Raw genomic sequence first — 26,762 nt, forward strand, 5'->3', positions numbered from 1 at the left:
TTGAAAGATGAAATGATTTGGAACGCTTTAGGCTGCGACTTGCTCTTGCAAACGGGCCAGGCCCATACGACAGGCGATCTTGAAAGCATTCGCCGTGGCGTCTACGCTGGCTTTACCCCTGCCGGAAATGTCGAAAGCAGTACCGTGTGCAGGAGTCGTAATGGGTATAGGGAGACCACCTTGAACCGTTACGCCCTGGGAGAAGCCCATTAACTTGATGGCAATTTGGCCCTGGTCGTGGTACATCGTCACGATCGCGTCGAGCTCTCCATCGCGCGCTTTGAGGAAGATGGTGTCAGCAGGAAATGGGCCTTGAACAGGGATGCCCATGTTCGCGAGCGCGGCTACAGCCGGAACAATGATGTCAATCTCTTCCCGACCGCATGTCCCGCCATCACCGTTGTGGGGGTTGAATCCGGCGACTGCAACACGAGGAGAGTCATTGCCGTTGCGTTGTAAGGATTTATAGATCAGCGTTGCAGCATCAATAATGCGCTGCTTGTCCAAGTATTGGGGAACGTCCTTGAGTGGGACATGCGAAGAGATTCGTGAAGTCCACAAACCGTTCAGCGTGTTGAATTCGCAGAAGTAGCTCTTAACGCCTAGATGTTGTGCAAAGTGATGCAGCTCATCCTCATGTTTGAGCCCCCCAAGTTTCATGGAGTGCTTGTTAAGCGGCGCGAATGTGATCGCATCGATATGGCCCGCCAAGGTCGCATCCATGCAGCGGTCCAGCACAGACAACACCGAGGCGCCAGCTGCGGCTCCAGGCTGGGACCTAGTCACCTGAGATGCATGCACTGTGTCCATCTCCAAAAATGCCGGGGTAGACAGCATGGTTCGATCACGTACTTCGGCGAAGTCGCCCACTGGCGCGGTTTGAACCTTGACACAAGCTATTGCCTGTCCCTCTTCCCACAGCCACCGGTCACCTACCAATACGACGTTGGCCAAGCGCATTAAGTCTGCACGTGAAAGCAGCTTGGCCACCAGTTCAGGGCCAATGCCAGCGGGATCCCCCAGTGTCACGGCGACTACGGGTTTGAGAGCGGTTTCTGTCATATCAGTCTTCTTGTGAGTTGAAAAGTGGGGCTGCAACCATGCGCGTTGCAGCCCGCCCGGGTTACTTCGCCCAGATTTTTTTGTACTCGTTGCGATAGCCGTTGTCTGGATCGAACAAGTTTTTGGGTCCACCGTCTTTGCTGACGTTGTCAGCAGTCACCAAGTGCACTTTGGGGATGTAGCCAGACCAGTTCACCTTGTTAAAGGCGCGGTTCAACTCATCCACAATCTGCCAGCCTTGCATGTTGAGCGGCTCTGGCACCGTGCCGGCTTGATAACGTTTGCTGCGAATACGCTGGTAGGCGGCTTCAGAGCCATCACCTGCAGAGACGGCCTTGGGCGCGCCATCACCCTTTTTGCCCGCTGCAGCCAGGGAGCTGCCCATGAAGTCAAAGTACAAATCGTTGATGGCCAAGGAGTGTGTCCACTTGTCTCCAAAACGCTGCAGCAATGAGGTGGTCAATTGCGGCATGCGAGTAGAGCTTTCAGCAATGGGGCTGTCCTCGAAGCTCAGAACTGTGCACCCACCACACTTCTTGATAACGGCTTCCATGGCACGGGCTTTGTAGACCGCAATGGCGTACTGCGAGTCGGTGAAGATCACCACACCAGCCTTACCACCAGAGTCCGCCACCGCAGACAGTGCCGCGACTTCAGACACATCGTCTGCCGTAGTTGTCACATTCGTAAACAAACCGGCAGTCGCATTCGGGCCAGGCTTTTCTCCAGAATGCCATCCCACCAGCGGGATGCCTGCTTTGGACGCGTTTTCAAACGCTACTTTTTGCTCTGTGGTGTCAAAGCCACCGACCACAATGCCAGCTGGCTTCAAGGCGAGCGCCTGATTAAGGGCCGCTGTGCGCGCACTAACGGAACCTTGCCCATCAAGTACGCGAACACTCCAACCAATGGCCGCGGCGGCCTCTTCAACACCTTTGGAAACACCCAGGATGCCGCCATTCTTCAAGTCTGCGGCGACGAAAACAATGGTCTTGCCAACGGAAGCCTTGGGGCCTGATGTTGGGCCATCCCACACACTCTTGGACATGGTCGCCACTTCGACTTTTTTCTTGGCGGCATCCAGGAAATCGTCAGCCATGACGTGGCTGGCGAAACTGGCAGCAGTCAGTGCAACCGCTATCGCTCCAAGGCGAACATTGAGTCTTTTCATTGTTGTCTCCAAAATAGTCTTTGTTTCAAGGGAAGATGAATACCGCTTACCCAGCGGTGGAGGGGGAACCGGGGACCGCGGCAGGAACCGCGTCATTGAGTTGGCGCTCTGCAATACGCCGTTTGATGGATTGGTTTCGGCGCTGCTGTGCCCAACCGGCAATGCCAATTGACACTAGCAATGTCAAGCCGTTGAACAAAGGCTCAACAAAGAATGCACCGCCAAACTGCTGAATACCGGAGATACCAATGGCCAGGATGGCAACCCCTACCAGGGTTCCCCATACATTGACCCGGCCAGGACGAATCGTGGTGGAGCCCAAGAACGCACCAACCAAGGCGGGAAGCAAAAACTCCAGTCCTACACTTGCTTGTCCAATCTGCAACCGGGATGCCAGCAATACGCCTGCAAAACCAGAAAGTGCACCCGACGCAACAAACGCTCCCATGACGTGCTTGCGCACTGCAATGCCATTGAGCTGTGCTGCCTTGGGATTCGCACCGATGACATACAACGCCCGTCCCAGTGGGGTGAACTCGGTGATCAGCCATATGACGATACTTACAACCAACACATAGAAGGCACCGATGGGCAAACCCAAGAAATTGCCACCGGCAATGTCGACAAAGCCTTCGGGCAACTCACCCACCACCTGGCGGCCACCGCTGTGCCACATCGCTACCGCGTAGACCACCGTTCCAGTACCTAGTGTTGCAATGAAGGAATCAATCTGGGCCATCTCCACAAGCAACCCGTTCAGCACGCCAAACAGTCCAGCACACACAACAACAATCACCACGGCAACGGGCCAGGGAATGCCAAATTTGGTCTGCAGACTAATGGCCAGGATGTGCCACAGCACAATTCCGTAGCCGACGGTGAGATCGATCTTCCCGGTGATCATGGGAATCGTCGCGGCCAAGGCCAAGATTGCAATGACGGACTTGTCCGCCAGAATGGCGCGCAGATTGAAGAGCGTAGGAAACGTATCAGGCAACATCACCGAAAACATTGCCGCCAAAAGGACGGTCAGAACGACCAGCCCATAGACAGGCATTGCACGCGTGAATCGCTGCACCAAAGTAGCGGCATCACCGTCCAAAGAGTGATCCGGCTCCAACGCCGTGGATTGGATTGAGGTTGTCATTTTTCTGTCTCCATTTCTGTAATCTCTTGCTCACTTTTCGCAGATCCACCGGCCGCCAGGGTCAACAAGCTCTCCACCGTGATGGAGTCGCCTTTAAGTTCTGCGGCGATCAACCCGTTTCTGAATACCAGCACACGCGTGCACACCGTGGCGACTTCTTCAAAGTCGGTCGACACCACTGCAATAGCAGTACCCCTATCGGCATGCTCCCTAAGGATTTCGTAGATCTGGCGCTTTGCACCAACGTCCACCCCGGCAGTGGGTTCTTCCAGGACAACCAGGTCCTTGTCCAGGTTGAACCACCGGGCCAGAACCACCTTTTGCTGGTTGCCGCCAGAGAGCTGCTGCGCCTCTGCCATAGGTGCAGGCGGGTTCACATCAAAAAGTTTGATGAGGCGCATGGCGTTGGCCGCCTCGCGCTTGCGTCGGTCAAATGCCAACCCCCTCTCTCCGGTGAGCGTTGGATTGGGAAAGAGGTTCTCCAACACGCTCATGGCTGGGGCCAGGTTCTCGTCGAGACGCTCACTTGCAACATACGCAACACCTGCCGCAATGGCATCAGCGCTGGTCTGAAAAGTCACTTGCTCGCCGGACAACTTCATTTTTCCGGCAGAGAGAGGTTCGCGTCCGAAAATTGCGCGACTGATGGCTTCGTGCCCCGCTCCACGCAAGCCGATCAAGCCGACAACCTCACCCTTGCGTATGCAAAAGTTCAATGGTCCCGCATTGCCGCTGGCCGCATTCTCCATTTCGAGAATTGCAGTTCCGGTGCCATCGGATTGGGCCTTGCGTACAGACTTGGACAACGACTTTCCAACAATCAGCTGAACCAGCTCGTTGGTATCCGTTTTGGCCGTTTCTTTGATGTCAACTAACTTGCCGTCTCGCATCACAGCGGCGCGGTCCGAGATTGCCATCACCTCGTCCAGGCGGTGGGACACGTAGATCATGGCCATACCCTGCTGACGCAGCTCTCGCAATACACCGAAGAGCCGCTCCACATCCGACATGGGCAAACTGGCCGATGGTTCATCCAGCACAAGAACCTTGGCCTGCACCTCAAGCGCTCGGCCAATGGCCAACAACGACTTCTCGGCACGGGTAAGCGAAAAAATACGACGACTAGGATCAATGTTGCATCCAACACGCTGCATCACACGTCGTGCCCGCGCGTCAGCTGCTTTCCAGTCAATCAAACCGAATCTCTTGGCGTAGCCCATTCCCAGGGCCACGTTCTCCGTCACGGTCATCCATTCCACCAACCCCAGGTCCTGGTGAATAAAAGCGACTGGTTGCTTGGATCGATCGTTGCTTCTCCAGCGGGACTGAGGCCGTCCGTCAAACAGAATCTCACCGCTGTCTGAAGGGTAGATACCGGCCAGCAATTTAATCAATGTGGATTTTCCTGCCCCGTTCTCACCTAACAAAGCCAGGATTTCCCCCCCGCATACATCAAAGGTGATATTGCTGACAGCTTGAGTGCCACCAAATCGCTTATTCAGCGCTTGAAACTCCAAAATCTTGGTCATCACAGCACCACAACCTTTGAGACGTCAGGCTCCTTCTGCGTTGCAATAAACCGCAAAATCTTCAGGCTGTTGATGTCCAGAACAGCCACGCGATCAGAGTCAAGGGAAATAAAGGCCAGTGGCTGGAAGGGATGGAACGTTAGGGCAATGGCCCTTCCGTCGAGCTTCAGATACGCCGTCTCTTTCAACGTCTGCGGGTCAACAACCGAAATGCTTCGATCACCGTAATTGCTGGTAAAGAGACGTCCATCTGCCGATCTGTAGATGCGAGTCACGTCCTCGCGCGAAGCTGCCGAGTAGCGAACCGCCATGGTGTCCGTATCGATAGCACTAAGCGTGTTGCTCCAGCGATTGCTCACAAACAGTGTCGTCTCATCGGCACTGAGGCAGTAGCCTTCCGGCTTTTGCCCTGGATGGCAGGCTACCGGTGCAAACAGAGGGTCCCAAGGTTTGACCTTCGTTACCGTGTGGCTGAGCAAGTTCATACAGAACGCCGTTTGGCCGTCCTGCGTGAGCGCAAAAAGATGACTCTTGATGCCACCAGAGGGTACCGCTCTACGCGCGGCCGTATCTGTAGCTGGCTGCTCCAATACCAGCAGCGTGGATTTCTCTTCACTCAATGCATACAGCCTGTCTTGCTGATCCATCTGCAATCCATGAATGCGATTGAAGGGCGACAGGTCTATAGACCGTACCAGTTCAGACGAACGAATATCAATTTGGAGAAGGGAATGGCCTCCTTCGCCAACATGACCGGATGTCTCAACGCCATAGTGGCCCACATAGGCATAGCGCTCGGCACGATCAGTGACAAATTCGTGCGGAAAATTGGGGAGTTGCACAGACCGCAGTCGTTCTCCACTGGCAATGTCGTACCAACTAAAGCAGTGCGAACATTTTTCGACCAACAACAAGGTATCTCGGGCCATAAAATTCCTTAGGGAGTTTGAATACCACTTGTGTTCAAGCGGATGCGATACAAAGAGGTACTAGCGCAGATATAAAGTTCGTTGCGAATAGCCCCACCAAACGTCAGATTTCCGACCTTTTCAGGAACATAGATTTTTGCGAGCAGCGTTCCATCGGGATGAATAACCTGCACGCTGTCGGCACTGCTGGTAAATATCCAACCTTGGCGATCAAGGCGAAAGCCGTCAGACAGACCAGGGGAAATCTCTACCAATACCTCTGGATTGAGCAATTCTTTCCCATTGACCACATCAAAGCGAACGATGTGGTGATTACCACCACCATCCTGACGCAAAGCCGCTGAGGTGTCAGATACATACAAGACCGATTCATCCGGTGAGAAGGCCAGCCCATTCGGCTCTTCTACAAAGTCCGTTGCAATTGAAAGCTCCCCATTGCTCGGTTCAAATCGAAACACGTAGTTGTCCCCCAACTCAGAATCCGCCTGATGACCTTCATGGTCAGACGCGATGCCATAAGGGGGATCGCTAAACCAAATGGTTCCATCCCGTTTAACGACCACATCGTTGGGGGAATTCAGCCGCCGTCCATTGAAACGATCGACCACTACTTCATCGATCGATTCATCGGGTCCAACCGGTGAGCGGGTTCTGATGATTGCCCTATGTCCATGCGAGCAATGCAGAAGTGATCCATCCGCCTCACGGCAATGGCCGTTGGTGTATTCGACATGATCACGCCACACCGACTGCCCCTCCGTGGGGTGCCAACGCAGCATGCGGTTGTTGGGTATGTCACTCCATAGGACACTTTCGTCCTCATGCATCCACACCGGCCCCTCGCTCCAGGTTGCGCTGGACGCAAGCCTCTCCAACTGGGCATTGGCGGGCACCAGAGCGCGAGCTCGATCGTCAAAAATGTCGACGTTGCCCATACTCAGCTCGCCATTTCTTTCATGGTCGTTTTCTGAACCTGATCCAAATGTCCACGCATCGCAGCAACTGCCGCATCCGGATTGCGGGTCTTCAACGCCTCAACAATATCTTTGTGATCTTGGACGCTGTGTTTGATGGCCCCTGGCCGTTGCAGCGCTCTGCGGCGGTATTCAAGCGCATAGTCATAGAAGTCTGAAACGACATCGACAAGCAGCGAGTTTCCACAGCTCTTGTAGAGAGTGGTGTGAAATTCGCGGTCCGAAATTTGAAACCCAACAGGATCCTTTAGCATCAGCTCCTGCTCTTTCACCAATGACGATAAACGAACAAGTTCATTGTCCGTAATCCTCTGGGCAGAAAGCCATATCACTTGAAGCTCCACCGCAGCACGGGCCTCCGCGACTTCCTCAAAACTGCGATCTTTGAGATTTCCCAAAGTACTGACCGACTCATGCATGGGAAGCAACCCAGGACCCACTACTTTGGTCCGCGCACCTTGGCTCACATCCACCATCCGGCGAGCATGCAAGACGCCAATCGCAGCCCTGACTGTTTCTCGAGAGACCTCCAAGGTAGTCGCAAGCGTGCGCTCTGATGGCAATTCATCTCCAGCGCGCAACAATCCCGAATGGATCATGTAGGCGAGCTTGTCGCTGATCTGATCCTTGACCGTGCGCTTGCTAACGCGGCCATGTTCTCCTGGGATTCGATCAATGAGTTCCATATTTGAAATTGTGCATACAAGTGGTCAACTGGTAGTGCCATCGTACCAGTTTAATCTCAATTGAATTCTAGGGTTTACCCTGTGTTTGAACTGAAAATCAGGGGATTTGCTTACGCTTACCGCGTTCGTTTGTCACCGTTTGCGCTGCAATAGCCCTCAAATGCATTTCACTGAGGTTTATAAGAGAAATAGTCCCGTAGCCCGCGTATAGACTGCGCAAGCAGCTTCTATTTTTATAGCAAATCAAGCCTACACCGCTGGCTTGCAGGCCGATCTCAGCCTTGCGCTTCTTTCTGCAACCCGAGGCCCCCACCTCTACCCCGCAGCCACTCCGCCGACATCCATTCAGCCCCTTGCCGACATACGACAGCGGCGCCTATATTTATCGGACGGGAAACGATTGAACTTCAAGGAGACTGCAATGAGCAACCGACACGGTACGCCGATCTGGTACGAATTGATGGCCAAGGATCCCTTGGCCGCACGACGCTTTTACAACGCCGTGGTCGGCTGGGAGATCGATGAGTCTGTGCCCGCCGGGTCCACCATGGACTACCGCATGATCAGTGCGAAAGACGGTTTGGTTGGCGGAGTTTTCACGCTGACCGAAGACATGTGCAAGAACGGTGCGGCCCCCTGCTGGATGATGTACATCGGCGTGTACGATGTCGATGCAAGCGTGGCAGCCATCACCGCGGCTGGTGGGTCCGTGCAAATGCCAGCGTTCGACATTCCCAATGTCGGGCGTATCGCGATGGTCTCGGACCCGCAAGGTGCTCCGTTCTACGTGATGCGGGGCGCGAGCAACGAGGCGAGCACTGCGTGCGACCCTGACCGTGCCGGACACGGTGCGTGGCACGAACTGCATACCTCCGACGGCCCGAAGGCGACAGATTTCTACTGTGCCCAATTCGGTTGGACCAAATCACGCGCGGTAGACATGGGGCCCATGGGCACCTACCAGTTATTTGACATTGGTAACCGCAATCTTGGGGGCACCATGACCGACGCCCATTTCCCGCGCCCGGCCTGGTTGGTCTACTTTCGCGTGGACGGGATAGAGAGCGCGGCCCAACGCATCGTCGCGGCGGGTGGCAAGGTCATCAATGGCCCCATGGTGGTGCCCGGCGGGGGCTGGATCTTGAATGGACTGGATCCAGAAGGTGTGATGTTCGCATTGACGGGCACCAAATAATTTTCTCTAGCCTGCGCGGCGCGCCTGAATCATCTTCCAGCCGTTGCCGGATGGATCACGAAAACCCGCGTCCACCGTGCCGTATCGGTCGATAGGCTCCTGCGTGAATTCCACGCCCGCAGCCAGCATGCGCGCATGGGCGGCACGGCAGTCGGCCACCTCCAGCACCAAGGGCGGCATCGCGCCTTTGGCCACCATGGCTTGCAACGTCTGTGCCGTGGCGGCGTCGTGCACCGGTGGACCGGGCCTGAACAGGCCTAGCTGGAAAGGCTGGCCCGGGCACTGCACGGTGAGCCACCGGTAGTCGCCATTGCGCACATCCGACTGGACCGTGAACCCCAGCTTGTCCACATAAAACGTACGCGCCTCATCCTGATCGCGCACATACACACCCACCATTTGAACTGTTTGAGTCATGGAACTTCCTTTCAAGAAGTTGCTTTTATATCGCTGGCCAAACGGCGGCGCTTCTCCAAAACTGCGGTCTTGAGGTCTGGCCGGTGTGCGGCGCTGACGATGCAGGCGGGCACCTGCTGAAGCCCATTCGCAGCGGCCCGGGCGCGTACCCTGAGTGCGCCCGGCGTCTCGCCGGTGATGTCGCGGAAGATGCGCCCGAACGTACCCAGACTGCGCCACCCGGTCTGGAAAGCGATGTCGGTAATGCCCATATCGCTGTCACGCAGCAGCGCGGTAGCCCGCTCGATGCGGCGGGTGAGCAGGTATCGGTGCGGTGGAACGCCAAAGGCCTCCTTGAACGAGCGTGCGAAATGGGCCGCAGACACATGGCTCACTTCGGCGAGCCGTTGCACCGGCCAGTCTTCGTGCGACGCTGCGTCCATGCGGTCTTTGGCACGCAGAAGGCGCCGCAGTAGCTCGGGACTTTGGCTTTCGCCGCTCTCAGCCATACACCCCCTTGAAGCTTTTAACGGCACCATTGTGCCGCGCGTCGGCTACTCGGGAGGGTTGGGCGCGACTTCGGGTGTCACCAGCTCGTGCAAGATACCGCCGCCAGCCACGCTGCCGCTGACCGTGCCTTCACCGCGCGCTCTAGCCACACAGGCCGCGTGGTCGTCTCCTGTCTGGGCATCGCAGCGCGCCTGGGCATTGCGCTCCAGTTGTTCGGCATTGGTGGGGGCGGCGGAACTCGGCTTGTCCGCCAACACGGCGTGCGCCTCTCGCATGCACGATTGATAGGCCGGGCCGGTTCTTCCGAGGAGGCAGGCTTGGCGGTCGGCTTCAAAGCGGCGCATTTTTTCGCTGCGGCTTTGTGCCGCAACAGAAAACGCCTGACCACAAACCAGAACCACCACGGCAACGCCGATGCCGCGGCGAAAGCCCTGCAGTGTGCGTTTCGCAGTTTTCATCATGGATCCTTTCCATCGCAAAAAGGCGATGAGAGGGAACCAGCGTGCCAAGGGCCCCAGCGACTGTCTGTTCGATAGCAGACGCATGGCACCGGCTTCAGATGCCTTCACCCGGATGCACCGCTTGACCCTCACGCTACGTTAGGGTTGATACTGGAGTTTTGAAAGGAAGCCTGGGTTTGTTACTCAAAGTGGGAGAACTGGCCACCCGCACGGGCCTGACGGTGCGCACTCTGCACCATTACGACACGATAGCGCTGCTCAAGCCCTCCGCGCGCTCGGATGCGGGCTACCGCCTGTACAACCAGGCCGACATCGCACGCCTGCACGCCATCCAGGCGCTGCGCCACCTGGGTCTGCCGCTGGCCGAAGTGGGCGAGATGCTGGAGCGCGGTGGCGAAGGCCTGGGCGATACCATCGCCCGGCAGATCCGTGCCCTGGGCCACGAGATCACGCAGGCCACGGAACTGCAGGCGCGGCTGCAGCTGCTGCAAGAGCGCCTGGCAGCCGGCAACGCGCCCGACATGGCGGACTGGCTGTCCACCCTGGCGCTGATGACCACGTACTCCAAATACTTCAGCGCGGCCGAGATCAAGCGCATTCTGGACAACCGCAAGGCGCAGGCGCTGAAGTGGGAAAGCCTGATTGCCGATGTACACGGGGCCATGCAGCAGCACCTGGCTGCCGATACCCGGCCTGTGCAGTCGCTGGCCCTGCGCTGGATGAACCTGACGCTGGCCATGATGGACGACGACTTCAATTTGATTGACCGTTGGGGCCAGATGTACAACGCCGAACCCGTCGGACTGTTCAAGAACGGCCCAGGCCCGGAGGTGGTCAGCTACATCAATGCCGCCATTGCGTTGCGCATGGAGGCCATGTTGCGCCACATGACGCTGGCCGAATTGCGCACCTTGCGCACGGGCTCCGAGGCGGACATTGCCCAACTCTGCCGCGATGCCCACGCACTGCATGCGGCCCAGGCCGACCTCAACGGCCCGGCCGCCCGGGCACTGGTGGCGCGGTGGGAGCAATTCATGCTGACGCTGTGCGGCAACCAGCCTGAACTGCTGCGCAAGTTGATAGCGGCCTACACGGCGGAGCCGCTGCTGCATGGCACCACCGTGTTTGACACGCTGACCCTGGAAACCATCAAGCGGGGATTGGATGTACAAGGCCACCCGCTGGCAACCCCCTTCATCCCCTCCAGCAAAAAGTAAAAAAACAGCTTGACCCTGACGCAACGTGAGGGCGAACCATTGCGGTTTTGAACATACCACCGCAATGAGAGGACACCCATGAGCCGCCCACCACGCCCGCCCAACCCCGACCGCGCCGCACTGATGCGCGACAAGAACTTTGTCTGGCTGATGGCCGGCGCCATCATCTCCATGCTGGGTGACCAGTTCACGCTGGTGGCCCTGCCCTGGCTGGTGCTGCGCATGACCGGCGACACGCTGGTGCTGGGCACCGTGCTGGGGCTGATGAGCCTGCCGCGCGCCGCCTTCATCCTGATCGGCGGCGCCGTGGTGGACCGCTACTCGCCCAAGAAGGTGCTGATGGTGACCAAATACATCAACACCGCACTGCTGGCGGCGCTGGCCGTGCTGGTGCTGGCGGGTGGCCTGACGCTGTGGACGGTGTACGCGCTGGCCTTTGCCATTGGCCTGGCCACGGCCTTCAGCATTCCGTCGGCCACGTCCATGCTGCCGCATGTGATGCCCCCCGCCCACCTGTCTGCGGCCAACGGCGTGATGATGGGCCTGCGCCAGTTATCCATGTTCCTGGGCCCGTTGCTGGCGGGCTTGCTGATCGTGCTGTTTGGCGACGGCCCCTCCGGCAGCGCCACAGAGGGCGCCGTGACCGACGCGACCGGCTTGGGTATGGCGTTTGGCTTTGACGCGCTGAGCTTTCTGCTGTCGACCTGGACACTGGCCCAGGTGCGCCTGCACAGCCGGGCTACCGCCAACCCGGGAGCGCCCGCCTCGGCCAGTCAGGCCGTATTCGCTGCGGTGGGTGCGGGCCTGCGCCATGTGTGGAACGACCGCGACATGCGCCTGTGCTTCATCTACTGGAGCGTGGTGGCGGTGCTGATCACCGGGCCGGTGCAGATTGCGGTGCCGGTACTGGCCACCACACTGAACCTGGGCGCTGCGGCGCTGGGCATTCTGCTGGGTGCGCACGGCGCGGGTACCCTGGTCGGCATGGCCGTATCTGGCGCCAAACCCGGCATGCGACTGGGCACACTGGGCATGACGATGTTGGTGATCGACGTGGTGGTGGGCCTGCTGTTCATGCCCATGGGGCTGATCCACGCTACCTGGCAAGGCGCGGCGTTGTTGGGAGCCATTGGCGTGCTGGGCGGGTTCATGCAGGTGTCCATCTTCACCTGGTTGCAGCGGCGCACGCCACCGGCGCTGATGGGCCGGGTCATGGGCATGTTCATGTTCATCTTCCTGGGTCTGGCCCCACTGTCGGGCGCGGTCACCGGCTGGATATTGCGCTCCATCACCCTGCCGCAGCTGTTCGCGGGCAGCGGCGGCCTACTGGTGTGCATTGCGTTGCTGGCCATGGTGGCCTCTCCCGTACGGCAGGTGACAGACGGGCTCCACCCTCTGGCCGGGCGCTAGCGCAGGTAACGGCCGGGGCCGTCTGGCGGTGTAGCGCGTCCGGCGCGCGGCTCACTCCCGTTTGCGCACAAACAGGCTCTGTGTCGCCCGCCCGATCAGCCCCACTTCGTCGTACAGCGCCGACTCGGCCAGCCCGCCGCCATGGCTGGACAGGTGCGTGCGCGCGTCCAGGCAGATCCATTCACCCACCTGGCGGCGCAGCAGGTTGATGGTGAGGTCGGAGTTGACGAACACGTGGGTGGACAGGTCGAGGATGGCGCTGATGCCGTTGCCTGAATCGGCCGCCACCGCCACGCGCTGGTAGGGGCTGGGCTTCTGGCCCTGCACCAGTGGGTAGCTCAGGCGGAACCACACGGCGCTGGGGCCTTCAAACATGCGCCCGGCGGCAATGCGGCTTTCTACCAAGTCCGGGTAACCAATTTCACCGTGAGCAAACGGGAAACGCTGCACGGGGGAATCTGCGGGCGTCTTGGGGGCCTTGGGCAAAGGGTGTCCTGGCAGGCCTTGCGGAATGTCCACCTCGCCTTCGCGCTGGAACAAGGCAGTCGCGCGGATCAGCTCCTTGCCGTCAGCCAGCGCCACGGCCGAAAAGTGGCCGGCGTTGCGGCCCACGTAGTCCTCTTGCACGCGCACCTCGATGTCAGCAATCGGCACCGGGCGCAGCAGGTTGGCGGTCAGCCGCGCCATGTGCAGCAGCCCGTGCGGCTGTGCGGCGGCCTCCAGCGCGTGGCTCACCAGCGCAATGGGCGGGCCAGCGTGTTGCTGCTGCGGGTGCCAGGGGCCCCGCGTGAGCTGGCTGGCGCGGAACACACGGGCGTCCAGCGGGGCAAAGGCGGCGACGGGTGCATGCTCTGCTGTCGGTTCAAGCGTTTTTGGCATGTCAGTTACTCCTCTTTTGATAGCTGCTCGCGCACATTCCACGGGGGCTAGCAGCCTATTTCGTCTAAAACTACGCCTGCCACACCCCAAACCCTGCCGCCCGCAGGCTGATGCCCAGTTCCACCTCCATGTCGCGCGCGGCCTCGTACTGCATGGGGTTGTAGGCCTCGTACAGGTCGGGCAGCAGGCGCAGGCCAAACTTCAGCACATAGCTGTTGGACTGAATGCCGGCCTTGTGCTTGTCAAAGCGGATGTCCGGGTCCAGCCCGGTCATGCCCACGTACACACAGGGCTTGCCGGTGATGTAGCCGGGGTTGGCGCGCATGAACTTGGCCTGCTCCAGCACCTTGGGGGACAACTCCACCACATACACATGGTGATGCGCGCGCTTGGCCATGGCTGTCTCCTGTGCGTCTGGTGCGCTAGCGGCGCGACACCCAGTACACGCCGGGCAGAATCAGCGCCGCACCCACCAGGTGGTGCACCCCCAGCGGCTCGCCCAGTACGCCCCAGGCGGCCACCGCGGCGTACAGCGGCCCCAGGTACAGCGTGACCGCCACACGGCTGGCACCCAGCACCTTTTGCGCAGCGCCGTAAATCCAGTAGGCGGCCAGGCCCGGCGCCAGCGCCGCGGCCAGCACCAGCCAAGTGGCGGCCCACGACCATGCGGGCGTCTCAGGCAGCTGCGCCTCCCACACCGCGCAGGGCAGCAGCGTCAGCACTCCGCCGGCGCAGATGGCCGCCAGCCGCGCAGTAGGCCCCAGCGGGCTGGGCCACAGCTTTTGCAGCAGCGCATAGGCCGCCCAGGCCACCATGGCCGCCACGATCCACGCGTCGCCCACCACCCACTGCACCTGGCCCAGCGCCAGCCACTGGCCTTTGACGATGACGTGCACCACGCCAACAAGCGCCACCACCACGCCCAGCACCTGTTGCAGGCGAAAACGTTCGCCCAGCCACAGCACAGCGCCCACGGCAATCAGCACGGGAGACGCGGCGTAGATGAGAGAAATGTTCATGGCGCCGGTAGTGCGGGCCCCCAGGTAAACCCAGGCGCCGCAGACCAGCATGCCGCAAAAGCCCAGCACCACGTACTGGTGCCACACGGCCAGAATGGCGCGTCGTTGTGCCCACAGCTCCTGGCGCGCCACAAAGCCCAACAGCACACCGGCAACTGCCCAACGGCCCAGCGCCAGCGCGTAGGGGGCGATGGTGCCGGGTGCCCAGCGTGCGACGATGAAATTCACCGCCCACAGCGCAGGAATCAGCCACAGCCCCAGCAGGGCCCAGCGTTCCTGCTCAGGCCGCGGCAAGCGCAGTGCCCCGGGCAATCGCCATCACGTCGCGGGCGGGCAGGGTTTTGTAGCGGTGGTCGCTCCACACCTGGCGCCACTTGCGTGCGCCCGGCAGGCCGTGGCGCAGGCCCAGCATGTGGCGGGCAATGCTGTACCACGAGGTGCCATGCTCCGCGGCCTCGCGCTCCATGTACTCCACCATGGTCAATTCGACGCTATCCCGCGTCAGCTCTGCGGGAGCAGCTCCGAAAAACGTAGCATCCCACTCAGCCAGCCAAAAGGGGTTGTGGTAAGCCTCACGGCCCAGCATCACGCCGTCCACGTGCTCCAACTGCTCCGCCAGCTGGGCGCTGGTGGTCAGCCCGCCGTTGATGGCGATGGTGAGGTGCGGGAAGTCTTGTTTGAGCTGGTGCACCAGCTCGTAGCGCAGCGGTGGAATTTCGCGGTTTTCCTTCGGGCTCAGGCCTTTGAGCCAGGCGTTGCGTGCATGGGCAATGAACACCGTGCAACCGGCATCGGCCACGGTGCCCACAAAGTCGCGTACAAAGCCGTAGCCCTCTTCCTTGTCGATGCCAATGCGGTGCTTCACGGTCACGGGAATGTCCACCGCATCCACCATAGCCTTCACGCAGTCCGCCACCAGCAAGGCCTCGTTCATCAGGCAGGCGCCAAACGCGCCGCGTTGCACGCGCTCCGACGGGCAGCCGCAGTTAATGTTGATCTCGTCATAGCCCCAGTCTTGCCCCAGCTTGGCACATTGGGCCAGATCGGCCGGCTCACTGCCACCCAGTTGCAGGGCCACGGGGTGTTCTTCGGTGTTGAAACGCAGATGGCGTGGCACATCGCCATGGATCAGCGCGCCCGTGGTCACCATCTCGGTGTACAGCAGCGCGTGGCGGCTTAGCAGGCGGTGAAAGTAGCGGCAATGGCGGTCGGTCCAATCCATCATGGGTGCCACAGACAGGCGCCAGGGATTGGAAACAGAGGAAGAAGCGAAGGGGTCAGAAGACGGCAGGACAGCAGACATGGGCAGAATTATCCCAGCCCTGGCGTGGGGGCGTCGTCAGAGGGTTACGCACCAGGGAGCTTGGTTGTGCACCAGCCCCATCCACAAAGCCCATGCCGAGCTGGCTGCCAAAGCGGCCCCGGCCAGGCGCACGCCCCACTGCCCGTCTCCCAGCAGTCCGCCGCGCAGGCGCAGCCACAACCAAGGCCCCAGCAGCATGGTCACCGAGGTACCGGCGGCAAACAGCGCCATGACCCCGGCGCCCCCCAGCACATCCCCCGCCAGTGCGGCTACCAGCAGCGCGGAATACAGCAGACCGCAAGGCAACAAGGCCCACAGCATGCCCAGAAACAGGGGGGCGCCCCGGCCCCAGCGCAGGCCCAGGTTGCGGGTACGGCGCCAAACGGCGCTGGCCCCAGCCTGCAACCACAACGGCTGGCGCGCCTGCCACAGCAGCAGCAAGCCCAGCACCAGCGCCGCCACATGCACCATGGACCACACCGGGCGCAGCGCAGCACTTTGCACCGTCAGCCAACCCAGGCCCTGCATGGAAGCAGCCGCCAGCGCACCCAGCGCAGAGTAGCCCAGTACACGACCAAGTTGAAAGCTGAGGAGTGCGGAGTTTTGGCGCGGACCGGCCGCCTGCCCGATGCCGGCACAGGCCGCACCGCACATGGCCACGCAGTGGGGGCCGCCCACCAGGCCCATCATCAGGGCGGTGAGCGCCAGAGAAGCTTGCATCCGACGATGCTAAATGATCTTGGAAAAGCGGGCGCGGGTACGGTCCGTCTGCAGGTACTTGTCAAACACCATGGCCACCGCACGTACAAAGAACCAACCCTGTGCGGTGACCTGGATGCCGCTTTCATCCACCGTCACCAGGCCCTGCTCCACCAGTGTCTCCAGGGCTTTCATTTCGGCGGCAAAGTAGCTTTTGAACTCCACCAGAAAGGCCAGATTGATGGACTCGAACTGCAGCTGGCCCTGGCACATCAGCGCCATGATGACGGCGCGGCGCACCAGGTCATCGCGCGTCACGGCCAGGCCGCGCACCACGGGGAAGCGGCCCTGGTCCAGGTAGTCGTAATACTCGTCCAGCGTCTTGGCGTTTTGGCTGTAGGTGGCGCCAATGCGGCCGATGGCGGACACGCCCAGTGCGATCAGGTCGCAATCGGGCTGGGTGCTGTAGCCCTGGAAATTGCGGTGCAGCCGCCCCTGCCGCTTGGCCACGGCCAGGGCGTCTCCCGGCAAGGCAAAGTGGTCCATGCCCACATACACATACCCGGCGCCCATGAAGGCTTCGAGCGAGCGCGACAGCATGGATACCTTGGAGGCCGCACTGGGCAGGGCCACGGTGGCAATGCGTCGCTGCGGCTTGAAACGCTCGGGCAAATGGGCATAGGCGTACAGCGCAATGCGGTCAGGCCGCAACTGGTTCACCTGGGCCAGGGTTCGGTCAAATGACTCGGGGCTTTGCTGTGGCAGGCCGTAGATCAAATCGACATTGATGGACTCGAAACCACGGGCGCGTGCGGCTTCCACCAGCGCAAACACCTGGTCGGCAGGCTGCACGCGGTGCACCGCCTTTTGTACCGCGGGGTCAAAGTCCTGCACGCCAAAGCTCAGGCGGTTGAAGCCCAGTTCAGCCAGGGTGTCCAGGCGCTGTGGATCGATGGTGCGGGGGTCTACCTCAATGGAATACTCGCCACCGGGCACCAGGTTGAAGTTGCGCCGCAGCATGCCCATGAGCTCGCGCAACTCGGCGTCGTTCAAGAAGGTGGGGCTGCCGCCGCCCAGATGCAGCTGGCTGACGGCCTGCCCCCGGCCGATGACGGCGGTGTGCAGGTCCACCTCGCGGCTTAGGTAGCGCAGGTAGGGCGCGGCGCGGTCATGGTGTTTGGTGATGATTTTGTTGCAGGCGCAGTAGTAGCACAGCGACTCGCAAAACGGAATGTGCACATACAGCGACAGTGGCAGCGCCAGCGCCGCGGCCCCGCTGCGGCGTTGTGACAGTGCCTGGGCGTAATCTTCGGCCGTAAAAGCCTCCACAAAGCGGTCTGCGGTAGGGTACGAGGTGTAACGCGGCCCGGACACGTCAAATCGGGTCAACAATCCTTCGGGTACAGAGGTGGGTTCGGCGACAGCGTTCATGAATGCTCCATCTAACGCAGCAACTGTGACGCAAACCGCGAAGCGTGACCTTGATCCAAATCAAGCCGCCCGCGCTTGGCAAGGCGGATAATTGACTTGCATCAGGGGAATACCATGTTTGAAGCAACTATGCGGACCGGAAAACCAGGCGAGGCCCAAACGCCCATCGCCATCACGCCGGTGTCTACGGCGCCTCTGAGCCCGCAGACCATCAAAGTGGCGTGCTCCAACTGCAATTTGCGTGAGCTGTGCATGCCCCTGGGCCTGAGCCCCAGCGAGCTGGACCGCATTGACGATGTGGTGGCCAGCCGGCGCAAGGTCAAGCGCGGCGACACCCTGTTTCGTAGTGGCGAGCGTTTTACCAGCTTGTACGCCATTCGCACCGGATTCTTCAAAACCTGTGTGGCCTCGGAAGACGGCCGCGACCAGGTGACCGGCTTTCAAATGGCGGGCGAAGTCATTGGGCTGGATGGCATCGTGAGCGAGCGCCACAGCTGCGATGCGGTTGCACTGGAAGATGCCGAGGTCTGCGTCATGCCGTTTGACCGCATTGAAGAACTCTCCCGCGAAGTGAATGCGCTGCAGCGCCATGTGCACAAGATCATGAGCCGCGAGATCGTGCGAGAGAACGGGGTCATGCTGCTGCTGGGCAGTATGCGGGCCGAGGAGCGTCTGGCCGCATTTTTGCTGAACCTGGTGCAGCGTCTGCATGCACGGGGCTTTTCGCAATCAGAGCTGGTGTTGCGCATGACACGCGAAGAAATCGGCAGCTACCTGGGCCTGAAGCTGGAGACCGTGAGCCGCACCTTCTCCAAGTTCGTGGACGACGGCATTGTGGAAGTAAAACAGCGCCACGTGCGCATTCTCAACACCGATGCACTCAAGGACATCGTCAATCCCAAGACCTGCAGCTGATCGTTATTCTTCGTTGATCTCGGCAGCACTCAGGCTGAGTACCGCGGTGAGTATGCTGGAGACCGACGTTACGGCCCAGAACGTGAAGAAAGCCAGGGTGTAGACGCCCTTGCGCGGGAGCTCCAATGGCAGCCCCAGCCACTGCAGGCCCTGCGGGTCCACCAGTGCGAACACCAGAATCTCCAGCACGCAGGCCATCAAAAAAGCCGGCCAGACGATGGCCATCCATTTGCCGCGCATAGGGCTCCTTTCAGGCACCCGGTCAGGGTGCTTTGCGCGCCGCAACGGGATCGACCACCCCGGTCGCTGCGTGGTTACGTGCCTGCATGGCTGGCGCCAGGCTTTGCGGGGCATCCGCTAGGGTGCGGTTGATCTCCACACCGTTTTGGTAGTAGTTCTCGTCCACCAGTGGGTCCGAGCCCACGGCCGCCAGATAGAACGTAAAGAAGCTTGCAATGACCACGGTCAGGGGGCCCGAGAGCACCAGCCACACATGGCCAAATTGCCACCAGGGACGGGAATCAACAGCTGCGGAATTGGACATAAAAATCTCCTCAACGGGGAACAATGAACACAGATTTTTCGGTAACCCGGGCGCCACCCTGCTCTGCGGTTACCGTGAAATGGATGGGGTGCGAACCGGCCGCAGCCCCCTCGTAGGGCAGCTGCACCCGCACGGCGACCCAGCGCGACTGCGTAGCGTCAATGTCTATGGCGGGCTCAGAAGCCACCGCCAACCCAGGCAGCCCCTCCACCGCAATTTGAAAGCGCTGCGAGGTCTCGGTTGCATTCATCACCTGCAGGCGGAACACATTTTCAATACGACCGCCCGAGGCGATCCGGGCCAATGCGCCGCGGTCGCGCTCCACATCGACCTTGAAGGCGGGCCGCAGGTACAGACTGACCAGCATGGCCAGCACCACCGCACCCAAAATTCCGGCGTACACCAGCACACGCGGGCGTAGCACATGGCGCAGGGTTTGGGCCGGGGTCCAATGCTGGCTTACGGCGTTTTGGGTGGAGTACTTCACCAGCCCGCGCGCATAACCCATCTTATCCATGACTGTGTCACACACATCGGCGCAAGCACCACAGCCAATGCATTCGTATTGCAGCCCCTTGCGGATGTCGATGCCTGTGGGGCACACCTGCACACACAAACTGCAGTCCACACAGGCCCCCAAGTTCAGGGCCGCGGGATCGGCTTTTTTGGACCGTGCTCCACGCGGCTCACCACGCTCCTGGTCGTAGGTGACCACCAGCGTGTCTTTGTCAAACATGGCGCTCTGGAAGCGCGCATAGGGGCACATGTACTTGCACACCTGCTCGCGCAGAAAGCCGGCGTTGCCATAGGTGGCAAAGCCATAAAACAGCACCCAAAAAATTTCCCACGGACCCAGAGTCCACGCCAGCACTTCGCTGGACAGCGTGTGGATGGGCGTGAAATACCCCACAAAGGTGAAACCGGTCCACAGTGCCACACCCATCCACAGCCCCTGCTTGGCCGTTTTGCGCAGCAGCTTGTCAGCCGTCCAAGGAGCGGCATCACGGCGCATGCGAGCTGAGCGGTCACCCTCGGTGAGCTTCTCCAGCCAGAGAAAGATCTCGGTGTAGACCGTTTGGGGGCAGGCATAGCCACACCAGAGGCGGCCCGCCACCGCGGTGAACAAAAACAGCCCCAGCGCGGAGATGACCAGCAAGCCGGTAAGGTAGACAAAATCCTGCGGGTACAGCACAAGATTGAAGATAAAGAAGCGCCGGGCTCCCAAATCAAACAACACGGCTTGGCGCTGGCCCCATTCCAGCCACGGCAGGCCGTAGAAAACCAGTTGGGTCAAGAACACACAAGCCCAACGCCAGCGTGAGAAAAAACCCGTCACGCTGCGCGGGTAGATCTTCTTGTGCGCCTCGTACAGGGCCACCATCTCCGCATCGGCCCCTTCAGGCGGCGCAATCGGCCCCTTGTCAGGCGACACGGCGATGGGAATCACCTTGTTGTGCGGGGCGTGGGCGGAAGTGGTCAAGCGGATTCCTGAAGGCAGGCCCTATTTGGGTCCCGCACCATTGGACAAGCCCCACACATACGAGGCCAGCACCTGGATCTGCGCGGCTGTGAGCTTCTCGGCCTGGGCGGGCATCTGGTTCATCTTGCCGTTGTTGACCATGGCGATGATGGCGCTCTCGCCATAGCCGTGCAGCCAGATGTCATCGCTGAGGTTGGGGGCGCCCAGCGCCTGGTTGCCCTTGCCGTCCGACCCGTGGCAGGCCGCGCAGGCCGAAAACTTGGACTTGCCCAGCGCAGCGCGCACCGAGTCATGCGGGCTGCCCGACAGGCTCAGCACGTAGTTGGCCACGTTCTTCACATCATCCGGCGTGCCCACTGCAGCAGCCATAGGAGGCATCTGGCCCACACGGCCCAGGGTGATGGTTTCCATGATTTTCTCGGGTGTGCCGCCATGCAGCCAATCGGAATCCGTCAGGTTGGGGAAGCCCTTGGAACCATGCGCATCCGAGCCGTGGCACTGGGAGCAGTTGTTCATGAACAGCCGCTCACCAATGGCATGAGCCTGGGGATCTTTGGCGATGTCTTCGGGCTTCATGGCCGCAAACTTGGCATACAAGGGAGCCACCGCCTCGTTGCCCTTGTCCACCTCGGTCTGGTACTGGCCCGCCTGGGTCCAGCCCAGCTTGCCCGCAAAAGTGCCCAGGCCCGGGTACAGCGCCAGGTACACCAGCGCGAACACAATGGTGATGACGAACAGCCACACCCACCAGCGGGGCAGCGGGTTGTTCATTTCCCGCAGGTCACCGTCCCACACATGGCCAGTGGTGTTGTCGTGCGCGGTCATGGCTTTGGCTTTGCCGCTGAACCACAGCAGCAGCAGGCAGGCCACGATGCCGATCACCGTGATGGCGGCGACATAAACAGACCAGAAGTTGTTGGTAAAGTCACTCATCTTGATTCCTTGTTCGGGTCAGTCCTGCTCGAAAGGCAGGTTGGCAGCTTCGTCAAAATCCGCAGACCGCTTGCGCGACCAGGCCCACCAGACGATGCCAATGAACACCACAAAACTGACCACCGTGGTCAACGAGCGCAGGGTATTGATATCCATGTTGTGCTCCGGGTCGGTTACTTGAGGGCCAAGCCCAAGGACTGCAGGAAGGCGATGGTCGCTTCCAGCTCGGTCTTGCCCTTGACGTCGGCGGTGGCCTTGGCAATTTCCTCGTCCGTGTAGGGCACACCCACCTTGCGCAGGGCCGTCATGTGGCTAGGCAGGCTGTCAGCGTCTACCAGGGTCTTCTCCAGCCAGGGGTAGGCCGGCATGTTGGACTCAGGCACCAGGTCACGCGGGTTGGTCAGGTGGATGCGGTGCCATTCATCGCTGTACTTGCCACCCACGCGGGCCAGGTCAGGCCCGGTGCGCTTGCTACCCCACTGGAAGGGGTGGTCATACACCGACTCACCGGCCACCGAATAGTGGCCGTAGCGCAGCGTCTCGGCGCGGAAGGGGCGGATCATCTGCGAGTGGCAGTTGTAGCAGCCTTCACGGGTGTAGATGTCGCGCCCGGCCAGTTGCAGCGCGGTGTAGGGCTTGATGCCCTTGATAGGCTCGGTGGTGGATTTTTGGAAGAACAAGGGCACGATTTCCACCATGCCGCCGACCAGCAGCACCAGCAGGATCAGCACAATCATCAGAAAGTTGTTGGTCTCTACCTTCTCGTGCGAGAGACCGGATTGGGGTGTGGGAGTTGTCATGTGAATAGCCTCTCAAGCGTGTGCGACGGCTGCAGGAATGTTGACGGCCACGGCGCGCCCCGCAGTCGCGGTCTTCAGCGTGTTCCACAGCATGATCAGCATGCCGCCCAGGTACAACAAGCCACCCAGCAGGCGCAGCACATAGAAGGGATAGGTTGCCTTCACCGATTCCACGAAGGTGTAGGTCAGCGTGCCGTCGGGGTTGATGGCGCGCCACATCAGGCCCTGCATCACACCGGCAATCCACATCGCGGCGATATAGATCACGATGCCGATGGTGGCAGTCCAGAAGTGCAGCTCGATCGCCTTGACGCTGTACATCTGCTTCTGGCCGAACAGGCGGGGAATCAGGTAGTACATGGAACCCATGGTCACCAGGCCCACCCAGCCCAAGGCACCGGAGTGCACGTGGCCAATGGTCCAGTCGGTGTAGTGGCTCAGGGCGTTCACGGTCTTGATGGACATCATGGGGCCCTCGAACGTGGACATGCCGTAGAAGGACAAGGACACGATCAGGAAACGCAGGATGGGGTCATCGCGCAGCTTGTGCCATGCGCCGCTGAGCGTCATGATGCCGTTGATCATGCCGCCCCAGCTAGGTGCCAACAGGATCAGGGAGAACACCATGCCGACAGATTGCGTCCAGTCAGGCAAGGCGGTGTAGTGCAGGTGGTGAGGACCCGCCCACATGTAGGTAAAGATCAGCGCCCAGAAGTGGACGATGGACAGGCGGTAGCTGTACACAGGGCGCTCCGCCTGCTTGGGGATGAAGTAATACATCATGCCCAGGAAGCCGGCGGTGAGGAAGAAGCCCACGGCATTGTGGCCGTACCACCACTGCACCATGGCATCCTGCACACCGGCGTAGGCGGAGTAGCTCTTCATCCAGCCGGCAGGAATCGCTGCACTGTTCACCAGATGCAAGATGGCCACTGCCAGAATGAAGGCACCAAAGAACCAGTTGGCCACGTAGATGTGCTTGACCTTGCGCGTGCCGATGGTGCCGAAGAACACAATGGCAAACGACACCCAGACCAAGGTGATCAAGATGTCAATGGGCCACTCCAGTTCCGCGTATTCCTTACCCTGGGTGTAGCCCAGGGGCAGGGAAATGGCGGCGGCCAGAATGACCAGTTGCCAGCCCCAGAAGGTGAAGGCGGCCAGCTTGTCGCCAAACAGCCGGACCTGGCAGGTGCGCTGCGCCACGTAGTAGGCGGAGGCAAAAAGACCGCAACCGCCGAACGCAAAAATCACTGCGTTCGTATGCAGGGGACGCAAGCGTCCGTAGGTCAGCCAGGGAATACCGAAGTTCAGTTCGGGCCAGGCGAGCTGGGCGGCGATGATCACCCCCACCAGCATGCCGACCACACCCCACACCACGGTCATGATGGCGAATTGGCGCACAACGGTGTCGTTGTACACGGTCGCCTGTTGATTTGGAAATGCCATTGGTACCTCTTCTTGGATAACTGCTAAGCGAGTGTCAGTCCGGGCGCCTGTGCCTGGGTTGACCCATATCAACTGCGGGCCATAAAACCCGCCTACGGCTCAGGGGTCGCGCAGGATGCGCTCGCCCTCGGACTCGATGTCCTCGAACTGCCCCCGGTCTATGGCCCACCACAACCCGCCCAGGATGAAGAAGACCAGCACCACAGACAACGGAATCAGCAAATACAAAATGTCCATCAAGCCCCCTGCTGTGCGACGGATGTCAGAGTGGTGGTGTCGCGGCTCAGACGCAAGGCGTTGAGCACCACCAGCAGTGAGCTGCTTGCCATGCCCAGCCCAGCCAGCCAGGCGGGCAACCAGCCCAGCACGGCCAGTGGCACGCAGGCGGCGTTGTAAAGCAAGGCCCACCAGAGGTTCTGTCGCACTACCTGCATGGCTTTGCGGGCCAGCTGGACCGCCAGCACCACCTGCTGCAGGCTGCCGCCGAGCAGCACAAAGTCAGAACGCGCCTGGGCCAGTGGCACTGCATTACCAAACGCAAACGAGACGTGGGCCCCCGCCAACACCGGGCCGTCATTGAGCCCGTCGCCCACCATGGCGACCGTGTGGCCGGCACGCTGCAGCTGCTGCAAATAGGCCAGCTTCTCGGCGGGGGAGCAGCCACCCTGCGCCTGCGCAATGCCCAGCCGGCTTGCTACCTGCGCCACCGACGCCATGCGGTCACCTGACAGCAGGTGAACGGCAATACCCTGCGTCTGCAGGGCCTGCACCACCGCCACGGCCTCGGTGCGCAAGTCTTCATCCAAATCAAAGGTGGCAAGCCAACCCTGCGTATCGCTCAGGTGCACCTGCAGGCCGGTCTGGTCCGGCGCGGGATTGCTGACTTGGCAAAACACGGCGGCGCCCAATCGCAGCAAACTGCCCTGCCCGGCTGGGTTTATCCCCGTGCAAACCACCACCCCCTGCACGCCCTGGCCCGCAAACTCCTCTGCAGCGGCACAGGTCCAGCGATGTGCCTCTTGGGCCTGACGTGCCGCGGCCACCAGTGCCCGTGAAGCCGGATGCAAGGAGTGCTGCGCCACGGCGCTGGCCATAGCCAGTGCATCATCCCGCGAAACTCCGGCGCGGGTATGCACAGCATGCAGGCCCATGGCCTCACGCGTCAGGGTGCCGGTTTTGTCAAACACCACAGTGTCCACCGTTGCCAGTGCCTCCAGCGCCGGCAACCTGCGCACCATCAGGCCGGCACGGGCCAGGCGGCCGGCCGCTGCCAGCATGGCGGCCGGTGTAGCCAGCGACAGTGCGCACGGACAGGTCACCACCAGCACCGCCACGGCCACCATCAGTGCATGGCCGGGGTCACGCACCCACCACCAGGCACAGGCCAGCACCGCCGCGACCAGCACCGACAACAGAAAAGGTTTGGCCAGGCGGTCCGCCAGCAACGCACCCTGTGGCTTGGTGGTGGAGGCGCTGTCCATCAGCGCCACGATCTGGGCAAACCGCGTGCCCTCGCCCACCTGCTGTACCCGCACCAGCACCGTGGCATGCAGGTTGTGGCTGCCCGCCACCACACGGGCGCCCACACCCCGTGGCAGTGCGCGCGACTCGCCCGACAGCAGTGCCTCATCCACCAGCGTATGGCCCTGCTCCACCACCCCATCAGCGGCAAAGGCCTGGCCAGCCTGCACGCGGATCAAGTCGCCCACCTGCAAGCGGCGCACCGCCACGGGCACAAAGCTGCCGTCTGCCATCTGGCGCTCCACGCTGTCGGGCAGGCGGTTCATCAGCGCCTCCAGCGCCCCCGCCGTGCGGTCCCGCAGGCGCAGCTCCAGCCAACGACCGGTCAGCAGGAAGAAGACAAACATGGTGAGCGAGTCAAAGTAGACCTCGCGGCCAAACAGGCCCTGCGGGTCAAAGGTGCCCGCGGTGCTGACGGCGAAAGTAATCGCCATGCCAAGGGCCACCGGCAGGTCCATGCTGATGCGCACGTGCACGATGTCCTGCAAGGCACTCTTGAAGAACGGGCCGCAGGAAAACAGGATCACCGGCAGCGTCAGCACCCACGAGGCCCAGCGCAACAGCTGCTCCATCTCGGCAGTCAGGTCGCCGGGCTGGGCAATGTAGGCGGGCCACGCGTACATCATCACCTGCATCATGCACAGGCCCGCCACCAGCCAGCGCCATAGCGCCTGGCGAGCGGCCACACGGCGGCGTTCGCTGGCGAACACATCGTTGGCGGGCACGGCACGGTAGCCGGCACGCTGCACGGCCTGCATCCAGCGGGAGGGCTGAACGGCAGACGCCAGCCACACCACGCGCGCACGCTGGCTGGCGGCGCTGACGTGCGCACTGAGCACACCGGGCACCTGGCGCAGGGCGTCTTCCACGGTCAGCGAGCAGGCTGCGCAGTGCATGCCCTCGATCACCACGCTGGACTCCCACTGGTCTGGCATCTGGGCGTTGGCCCGGCTGAATGCGCTCCACTCCTGCGGGTCGTCCAACAAAGCCAGCACGGCTGGGGCGTGCGGCGCAAAAGCGGGACTGGGCAGGGTTGCAACGTTCATGAGATGAAGTGTGCGGGGTTACATGTGTAAAAAGCTTGATACAGATCAAGCGGCCA

29 protein-coding genes are annotated in these 26,762 nt (G+C 60.9%); 4 read left to right on the forward strand and 25 right to left on the reverse strand.

The window, feature by feature from the left end; genetic code table 11:
- Positions 1–27: 27 nt before the first annotated feature.
- From J2X15_RS18745 to J2X15_RS18775, 7 genes are all read right to left on the reverse strand, one after another.
- Entirely contained in the window at positions 28–1,062 is a 1,035-nt protein-coding gene (locus J2X15_RS18745; RefSeq protein ID WP_310345804.1) for a 4-hydroxythreonine-4-phosphate dehydrogenase PdxA, read from the reverse strand.
- A gap of 61 nt (positions 1,063–1,123) precedes the next feature.
- Positions 1,124–2,233 (reverse strand): ABC transporter substrate-binding protein, encoded by a 1,110-nt coding sequence (locus J2X15_RS18750; RefSeq protein WP_310345806.1) that lies wholly within the window; start codon positions 2,231–2,233, stop codon positions 1,124–1,126.
- 46 nt (positions 2,234–2,279) lie between these two features.
- Positions 2,280–3,380: an ABC transporter permease gene (locus J2X15_RS18755; RefSeq protein ID WP_310345808.1), complete on the reverse strand. Its 1,101-nt coding sequence runs from the start codon at positions 3,378–3,380 to the stop codon at positions 2,280–2,282.
- Complete coding sequence (locus J2X15_RS18760) at positions 3,377–4,909, reverse strand: sugar ABC transporter ATP-binding protein (RefSeq protein WP_310345811.1); 1,533 nt, start codon at positions 4,907–4,909, stop codon at positions 3,377–3,379. Before J2X15_RS18760 ends, J2X15_RS18755 begins: the two co-directional genes overlap by 4 nt.
- Positions 4,909–5,838 (reverse strand): YncE family protein, encoded by a 930-nt coding sequence (locus J2X15_RS18765; protein WP_310345814.1) that lies wholly within the window; start codon positions 5,836–5,838, stop codon positions 4,909–4,911. The genes J2X15_RS18760 and J2X15_RS18765 overlap by 1 nt, the downstream gene beginning before the upstream one ends.
- Before the next feature lie 8 nt (positions 5,839–5,846).
- Positions 5,847–6,773 carry an SMP-30/gluconolactonase/LRE family protein gene (locus J2X15_RS18770; protein WP_310345815.1) on the reverse strand — a complete coding sequence of 309 codons (927 nt, stop codon included), beginning with the start codon at positions 6,771–6,773 and terminating at the stop codon, positions 5,847–5,849.
- A 2-nt stretch (positions 6,774–6,775) separates the two neighbouring features.
- Positions 6,776–7,498: a FadR/GntR family transcriptional regulator gene (locus J2X15_RS18775; protein WP_310345818.1), complete on the reverse strand. Its 723-nt coding sequence runs from the start codon at positions 7,496–7,498 to the stop codon at positions 6,776–6,778.
- A 421-nt stretch (positions 7,499–7,919) separates the two neighbouring features.
- Between J2X15_RS18775 and J2X15_RS18780 the strand changes: the two genes are divergently transcribed.
- A complete protein-coding gene (locus J2X15_RS18780; protein WP_310345821.1) occupies positions 7,920–8,693 on the forward strand; it encodes a VOC family protein in 774 nt (257 codons plus the stop codon).
- Positions 8,694–8,699: 6 nt separating this feature from the next.
- Here the strand turns inward: J2X15_RS18780 and J2X15_RS18785 are convergent, their stop codons facing one another.
- From J2X15_RS18785 to J2X15_RS18795, 3 genes are read right to left on the reverse strand one after another with little or no spacing between them, the layout of a single operon-like run.
- A complete protein-coding gene (locus tag J2X15_RS18785; protein WP_310345823.1) occupies positions 8,700–9,110 on the reverse strand; it encodes a VOC family protein in 411 nt (136 codons plus the stop codon).
- 11 nt (positions 9,111–9,121) lie between these two features.
- Entirely contained in the window at positions 9,122–9,598 is a 477-nt protein-coding gene (locus J2X15_RS18790; RefSeq protein ID WP_310345824.1) for a helix-turn-helix transcriptional regulator, read from the reverse strand.
- 45 nt (positions 9,599–9,643) lie between these two features.
- A complete protein-coding gene (locus J2X15_RS18795; RefSeq protein ID WP_310345827.1) occupies positions 9,644–10,060 on the reverse strand; it encodes a hypothetical protein in 417 nt (138 codons plus the stop codon).
- 176 nt (positions 10,061–10,236) lie between these two features.
- On the opposite strand from J2X15_RS18795, the gene J2X15_RS18800 reads away from it, so the two are divergent.
- Together J2X15_RS18800 and J2X15_RS18805 are read left to right on the forward strand one after the other, a co-directional pair.
- Positions 10,237–11,277 (forward strand): MerR family transcriptional regulator, encoded by a 1,041-nt coding sequence (locus J2X15_RS18800; protein WP_310345829.1) that lies wholly within the window; start codon positions 10,237–10,239, stop codon positions 11,275–11,277.
- Positions 11,278–11,355: 78 nt separating this feature from the next.
- Positions 11,356–12,687: an MFS transporter gene (locus J2X15_RS18805; RefSeq protein ID WP_310345832.1), complete on the forward strand. Its 1,332-nt coding sequence runs from the start codon at positions 11,356–11,358 to the stop codon at positions 12,685–12,687.
- Positions 12,688–12,738: 51 nt separating this feature from the next.
- Here J2X15_RS18805 and J2X15_RS18810 read toward each other — a convergent pair whose 3' ends face one another.
- From J2X15_RS18810 to hemN, 6 genes are all read right to left on the reverse strand, one after another.
- Entirely contained in the window at positions 12,739–13,566 is an 828-nt protein-coding gene (locus tag J2X15_RS18810; protein WP_310345834.1) for a thioesterase family protein, read from the reverse strand.
- 70 nt (positions 13,567–13,636) lie between these two features.
- Positions 13,637–13,963: a hypothetical protein gene (locus J2X15_RS18815; protein ID WP_310345836.1), complete on the reverse strand. Its 327-nt coding sequence runs from the start codon at positions 13,961–13,963 to the stop codon at positions 13,637–13,639.
- 25 nt (positions 13,964–13,988) lie between these two features.
- Positions 13,989–14,897: a DMT family transporter gene (locus J2X15_RS18820; RefSeq protein ID WP_310345839.1), complete on the reverse strand. Its 909-nt coding sequence runs from the start codon at positions 14,895–14,897 to the stop codon at positions 13,989–13,991.
- Positions 14,866–15,888: a tRNA dihydrouridine(20/20a) synthase DusA gene (dusA, locus tag J2X15_RS18825; RefSeq protein ID WP_310345841.1), complete on the reverse strand. Its 1,023-nt coding sequence runs from the start codon at positions 15,886–15,888 to the stop codon at positions 14,866–14,868. Before dusA ends, J2X15_RS18820 begins: the two co-directional genes overlap by 32 nt.
- A 36-nt stretch (positions 15,889–15,924) precedes the next feature.
- Entirely contained in the window at positions 15,925–16,608 is a 684-nt protein-coding gene (locus J2X15_RS18830; protein ID WP_310345842.1) for a sulfite exporter TauE/SafE family protein, read from the reverse strand.
- A 9-nt stretch (positions 16,609–16,617) separates the two neighbouring features.
- The gene (gene hemN, locus J2X15_RS18835; RefSeq protein ID WP_310345845.1) at positions 16,618–18,018 is read right to left on the reverse strand and encodes an oxygen-independent coproporphyrinogen III oxidase; all 1,401 of its coding nucleotides are present in this window, start codon (positions 18,016–18,018) and stop codon (positions 16,618–16,620) included.
- Between the two features lie 195 nt (positions 18,019–18,213).
- Here hemN and fnr point away from each other — a divergent pair, with 195 nt between their 5' ends.
- The gene (gene fnr / locus J2X15_RS18840; RefSeq protein WP_310345947.1) at positions 18,214–18,933 is read left to right on the forward strand and encodes a fumarate/nitrate reduction transcriptional regulator Fnr; all 720 of its coding nucleotides are present in this window, start codon (positions 18,214–18,216) and stop codon (positions 18,931–18,933) included.
- A 3-nt stretch (positions 18,934–18,936) separates the two neighbouring features.
- Here fnr and J2X15_RS18845 read toward each other — a convergent pair whose 3' ends face one another.
- The 9 genes from J2X15_RS18845 to J2X15_RS18885 form a co-directional block, all read right to left on the reverse strand.
- On the reverse strand, positions 18,937–19,173 hold the full coding sequence (locus J2X15_RS18845) for a hypothetical protein (protein WP_310345848.1): 237 nt from the start codon (positions 19,171–19,173) through the stop codon (positions 18,937–18,939).
- A 22-nt stretch (positions 19,174–19,195) separates the two neighbouring features.
- The gene (locus J2X15_RS18850) at positions 19,196–19,477 is read right to left on the reverse strand and encodes a FixH family protein (RefSeq protein WP_310345851.1); all 282 of its coding nucleotides are present in this window, start codon (positions 19,475–19,477) and stop codon (positions 19,196–19,198) included.
- A 10-nt stretch (positions 19,478–19,487) separates the two neighbouring features.
- Entirely contained in the window at positions 19,488–20,858 is a 1,371-nt protein-coding gene (gene ccoG, locus J2X15_RS18855; RefSeq protein ID WP_310345949.1) for a cytochrome c oxidase accessory protein CcoG, read from the reverse strand.
- A 120-nt stretch (positions 20,859–20,978) separates the two neighbouring features.
- Complete coding sequence (gene ccoP, locus J2X15_RS18860; protein ID WP_310345854.1) at positions 20,979–21,890, reverse strand: cytochrome-c oxidase, cbb3-type subunit III; 912 nt, start codon at positions 21,888–21,890, stop codon at positions 20,979–20,981.
- Positions 21,891–21,908: 18 nt separating this feature from the next.
- Positions 21,909–22,046 carry a cbb3-type cytochrome oxidase subunit 3 gene (locus tag J2X15_RS18865; RefSeq protein ID WP_310345857.1) on the reverse strand — a complete coding sequence of 46 codons (138 nt, stop codon included), beginning with the start codon at positions 22,044–22,046 and terminating at the stop codon, positions 21,909–21,911.
- Positions 22,047–22,063: 17 nt separating this feature from the next.
- Positions 22,064–22,690, reverse strand: a complete 627-nt coding sequence (ccoO, locus tag J2X15_RS18870) for a cytochrome-c oxidase, cbb3-type subunit II (protein ID WP_310345860.1) — start codon at positions 22,688–22,690, stop codon at positions 22,064–22,066.
- Between the two features lie 12 nt (positions 22,691–22,702).
- Positions 22,703–24,139 (reverse strand): cytochrome-c oxidase, cbb3-type subunit I, encoded by a 1,437-nt coding sequence (gene ccoN / locus J2X15_RS18875; protein ID WP_310345865.1) that lies wholly within the window; start codon positions 24,137–24,139, stop codon positions 22,703–22,705.
- 99 nt (positions 24,140–24,238) lie between these two features.
- Complete coding sequence (gene ccoS / locus J2X15_RS18880; RefSeq protein ID WP_094478692.1) at positions 24,239–24,376, reverse strand: cbb3-type cytochrome oxidase assembly protein CcoS; 138 nt, start codon at positions 24,374–24,376, stop codon at positions 24,239–24,241.
- Positions 24,376–26,706, reverse strand: a complete 2,331-nt coding sequence (locus J2X15_RS18885; protein ID WP_310345871.1) for a heavy metal translocating P-type ATPase — start codon at positions 26,704–26,706, stop codon at positions 24,376–24,378. Before J2X15_RS18885 ends, ccoS begins: the two co-directional genes overlap by 1 nt.
- Positions 26,707–26,762 lie beyond the last annotated feature (56 nt).

The organism is Rhodoferax saidenbachensis, from assembly GCF_031457975.1.
GTDB lineage: Bacteria > Pseudomonadota > Gammaproteobacteria > Burkholderiales > Burkholderiaceae_C > Allorhodoferax > Allorhodoferax saidenbachensis_A.

Bases quoted from the DNA above. Each gene is read 5' to 3' on its own strand.
- J2X15_RS18745 (WP_310345804.1), bottom strand. From the start codon at position 1,062: ATGACAGAAACCGCTCTCAAACCCGTAGTCGCCGTGACACTGGGGGAT.
- J2X15_RS18750 (WP_310345806.1), bottom strand. From the start codon at position 2,233: ATGAAAAGACTCAATGTTCGCCTTGGAGCGATAGCGGTTGCACTGACT.
- J2X15_RS18755 (WP_310345808.1), bottom strand. From the start codon at position 3,380: ATGACAACCTCAATCCAATCCACGGCGTTGGAGCCGGATCACTCTTTG.
- J2X15_RS18760 (WP_310345811.1), bottom strand. From the start codon at position 4,909: ATGACCAAGATTTTGGAGTTTCAAGCGCTGAATAAGCGATTTGGTGGC.
- J2X15_RS18765 (WP_310345814.1), bottom strand. From the start codon at position 5,838: ATGGCCCGAGATACCTTGTTGTTGGTCGAAAAATGTTCGCACTGCTTT.
- J2X15_RS18770 (WP_310345815.1), bottom strand. From the start codon at position 6,773: ATGGGCAACGTCGACATTTTTGACGATCGAGCTCGCGCTCTGGTGCCC.
- J2X15_RS18775 (WP_310345818.1), bottom strand. From the start codon at position 7,498: ATGGAACTCATTGATCGAATCCCAGGAGAACATGGCCGCGTTAGCAAG.
- J2X15_RS18780 (WP_310345821.1), top strand. From the start codon at position 7,920: ATGAGCAACCGACACGGTACGCCGATCTGGTACGAATTGATGGCCAAG.
- J2X15_RS18785 (WP_310345823.1), bottom strand. From the start codon at position 9,110: ATGACTCAAACAGTTCAAATGGTGGGTGTGTATGTGCGCGATCAGGAT.
- J2X15_RS18790 (WP_310345824.1), bottom strand. From the start codon at position 9,598: ATGGCTGAGAGCGGCGAAAGCCAAAGTCCCGAGCTACTGCGGCGCCTT.
- J2X15_RS18795 (WP_310345827.1), bottom strand. From the start codon at position 10,060: ATGATGAAAACTGCGAAACGCACACTGCAGGGCTTTCGCCGCGGCATC.
- J2X15_RS18805 (WP_310345832.1), top strand. From the start codon at position 11,356: ATGAGCCGCCCACCACGCCCGCCCAACCCCGACCGCGCCGCACTGATG.
- J2X15_RS18810 (WP_310345834.1), bottom strand. From the start codon at position 13,566: ATGCCAAAAACGCTTGAACCGACAGCAGAGCATGCACCCGTCGCCGCC.
- J2X15_RS18815 (WP_310345836.1), bottom strand. From the start codon at position 13,963: ATGGCCAAGCGCGCGCATCACCATGTGTATGTGGTGGAGTTGTCCCCC.
- dusA (WP_310345841.1), bottom strand. From the start codon at position 15,888: ATGTCTGCTGTCCTGCCGTCTTCTGACCCCTTCGCTTCTTCCTCTGTT.
- J2X15_RS18830 (WP_310345842.1), bottom strand. From the start codon at position 16,608: ATGCAAGCTTCTCTGGCGCTCACCGCCCTGATGATGGGCCTGGTGGGC.
- hemN (WP_310345845.1), bottom strand. From the start codon at position 18,018: ATGAACGCTGTCGCCGAACCCACCTCTGTACCCGAAGGATTGTTGACC.
- J2X15_RS18845 (WP_310345848.1), bottom strand. From the start codon at position 19,173: ATGCGCGGCAAATGGATGGCCATCGTCTGGCCGGCTTTTTTGATGGCC.
- J2X15_RS18850 (WP_310345851.1), bottom strand. From the start codon at position 19,477: ATGTCCAATTCCGCAGCTGTTGATTCCCGTCCCTGGTGGCAATTTGGC.
- ccoG (WP_310345949.1), bottom strand. From the start codon at position 20,858: ATGGTGGCCCTGTACGAGGCGCACAAGAAGATCTACCCGCGCAGCGTG.
- ccoP (WP_310345854.1), bottom strand. From the start codon at position 21,890: ATGAGTGACTTTACCAACAACTTCTGGTCTGTTTATGTCGCCGCCATC.
- J2X15_RS18865 (WP_310345857.1), bottom strand. From the start codon at position 22,046: ATGGATATCAATACCCTGCGCTCGTTGACCACGGTGGTCAGTTTTGTG.
- ccoO (WP_310345860.1), bottom strand. From the start codon at position 22,690: ATGACAACTCCCACACCCCAATCCGGTCTCTCGCACGAGAAGGTAGAG.
- ccoN (WP_310345865.1), bottom strand. From the start codon at position 24,139: ATGGCATTTCCAAATCAACAGGCGACCGTGTACAACGACACCGTTGTG.
- ccoS (WP_094478692.1), bottom strand. From the start codon at position 24,376: ATGGACATTTTGTATTTGCTGATTCCGTTGTCTGTGGTGCTGGTCTTC.
- J2X15_RS18885 (WP_310345871.1), bottom strand. From the start codon at position 26,706: ATGAACGTTGCAACCCTGCCCAGTCCCGCTTTTGCGCCGCACGCCCCA.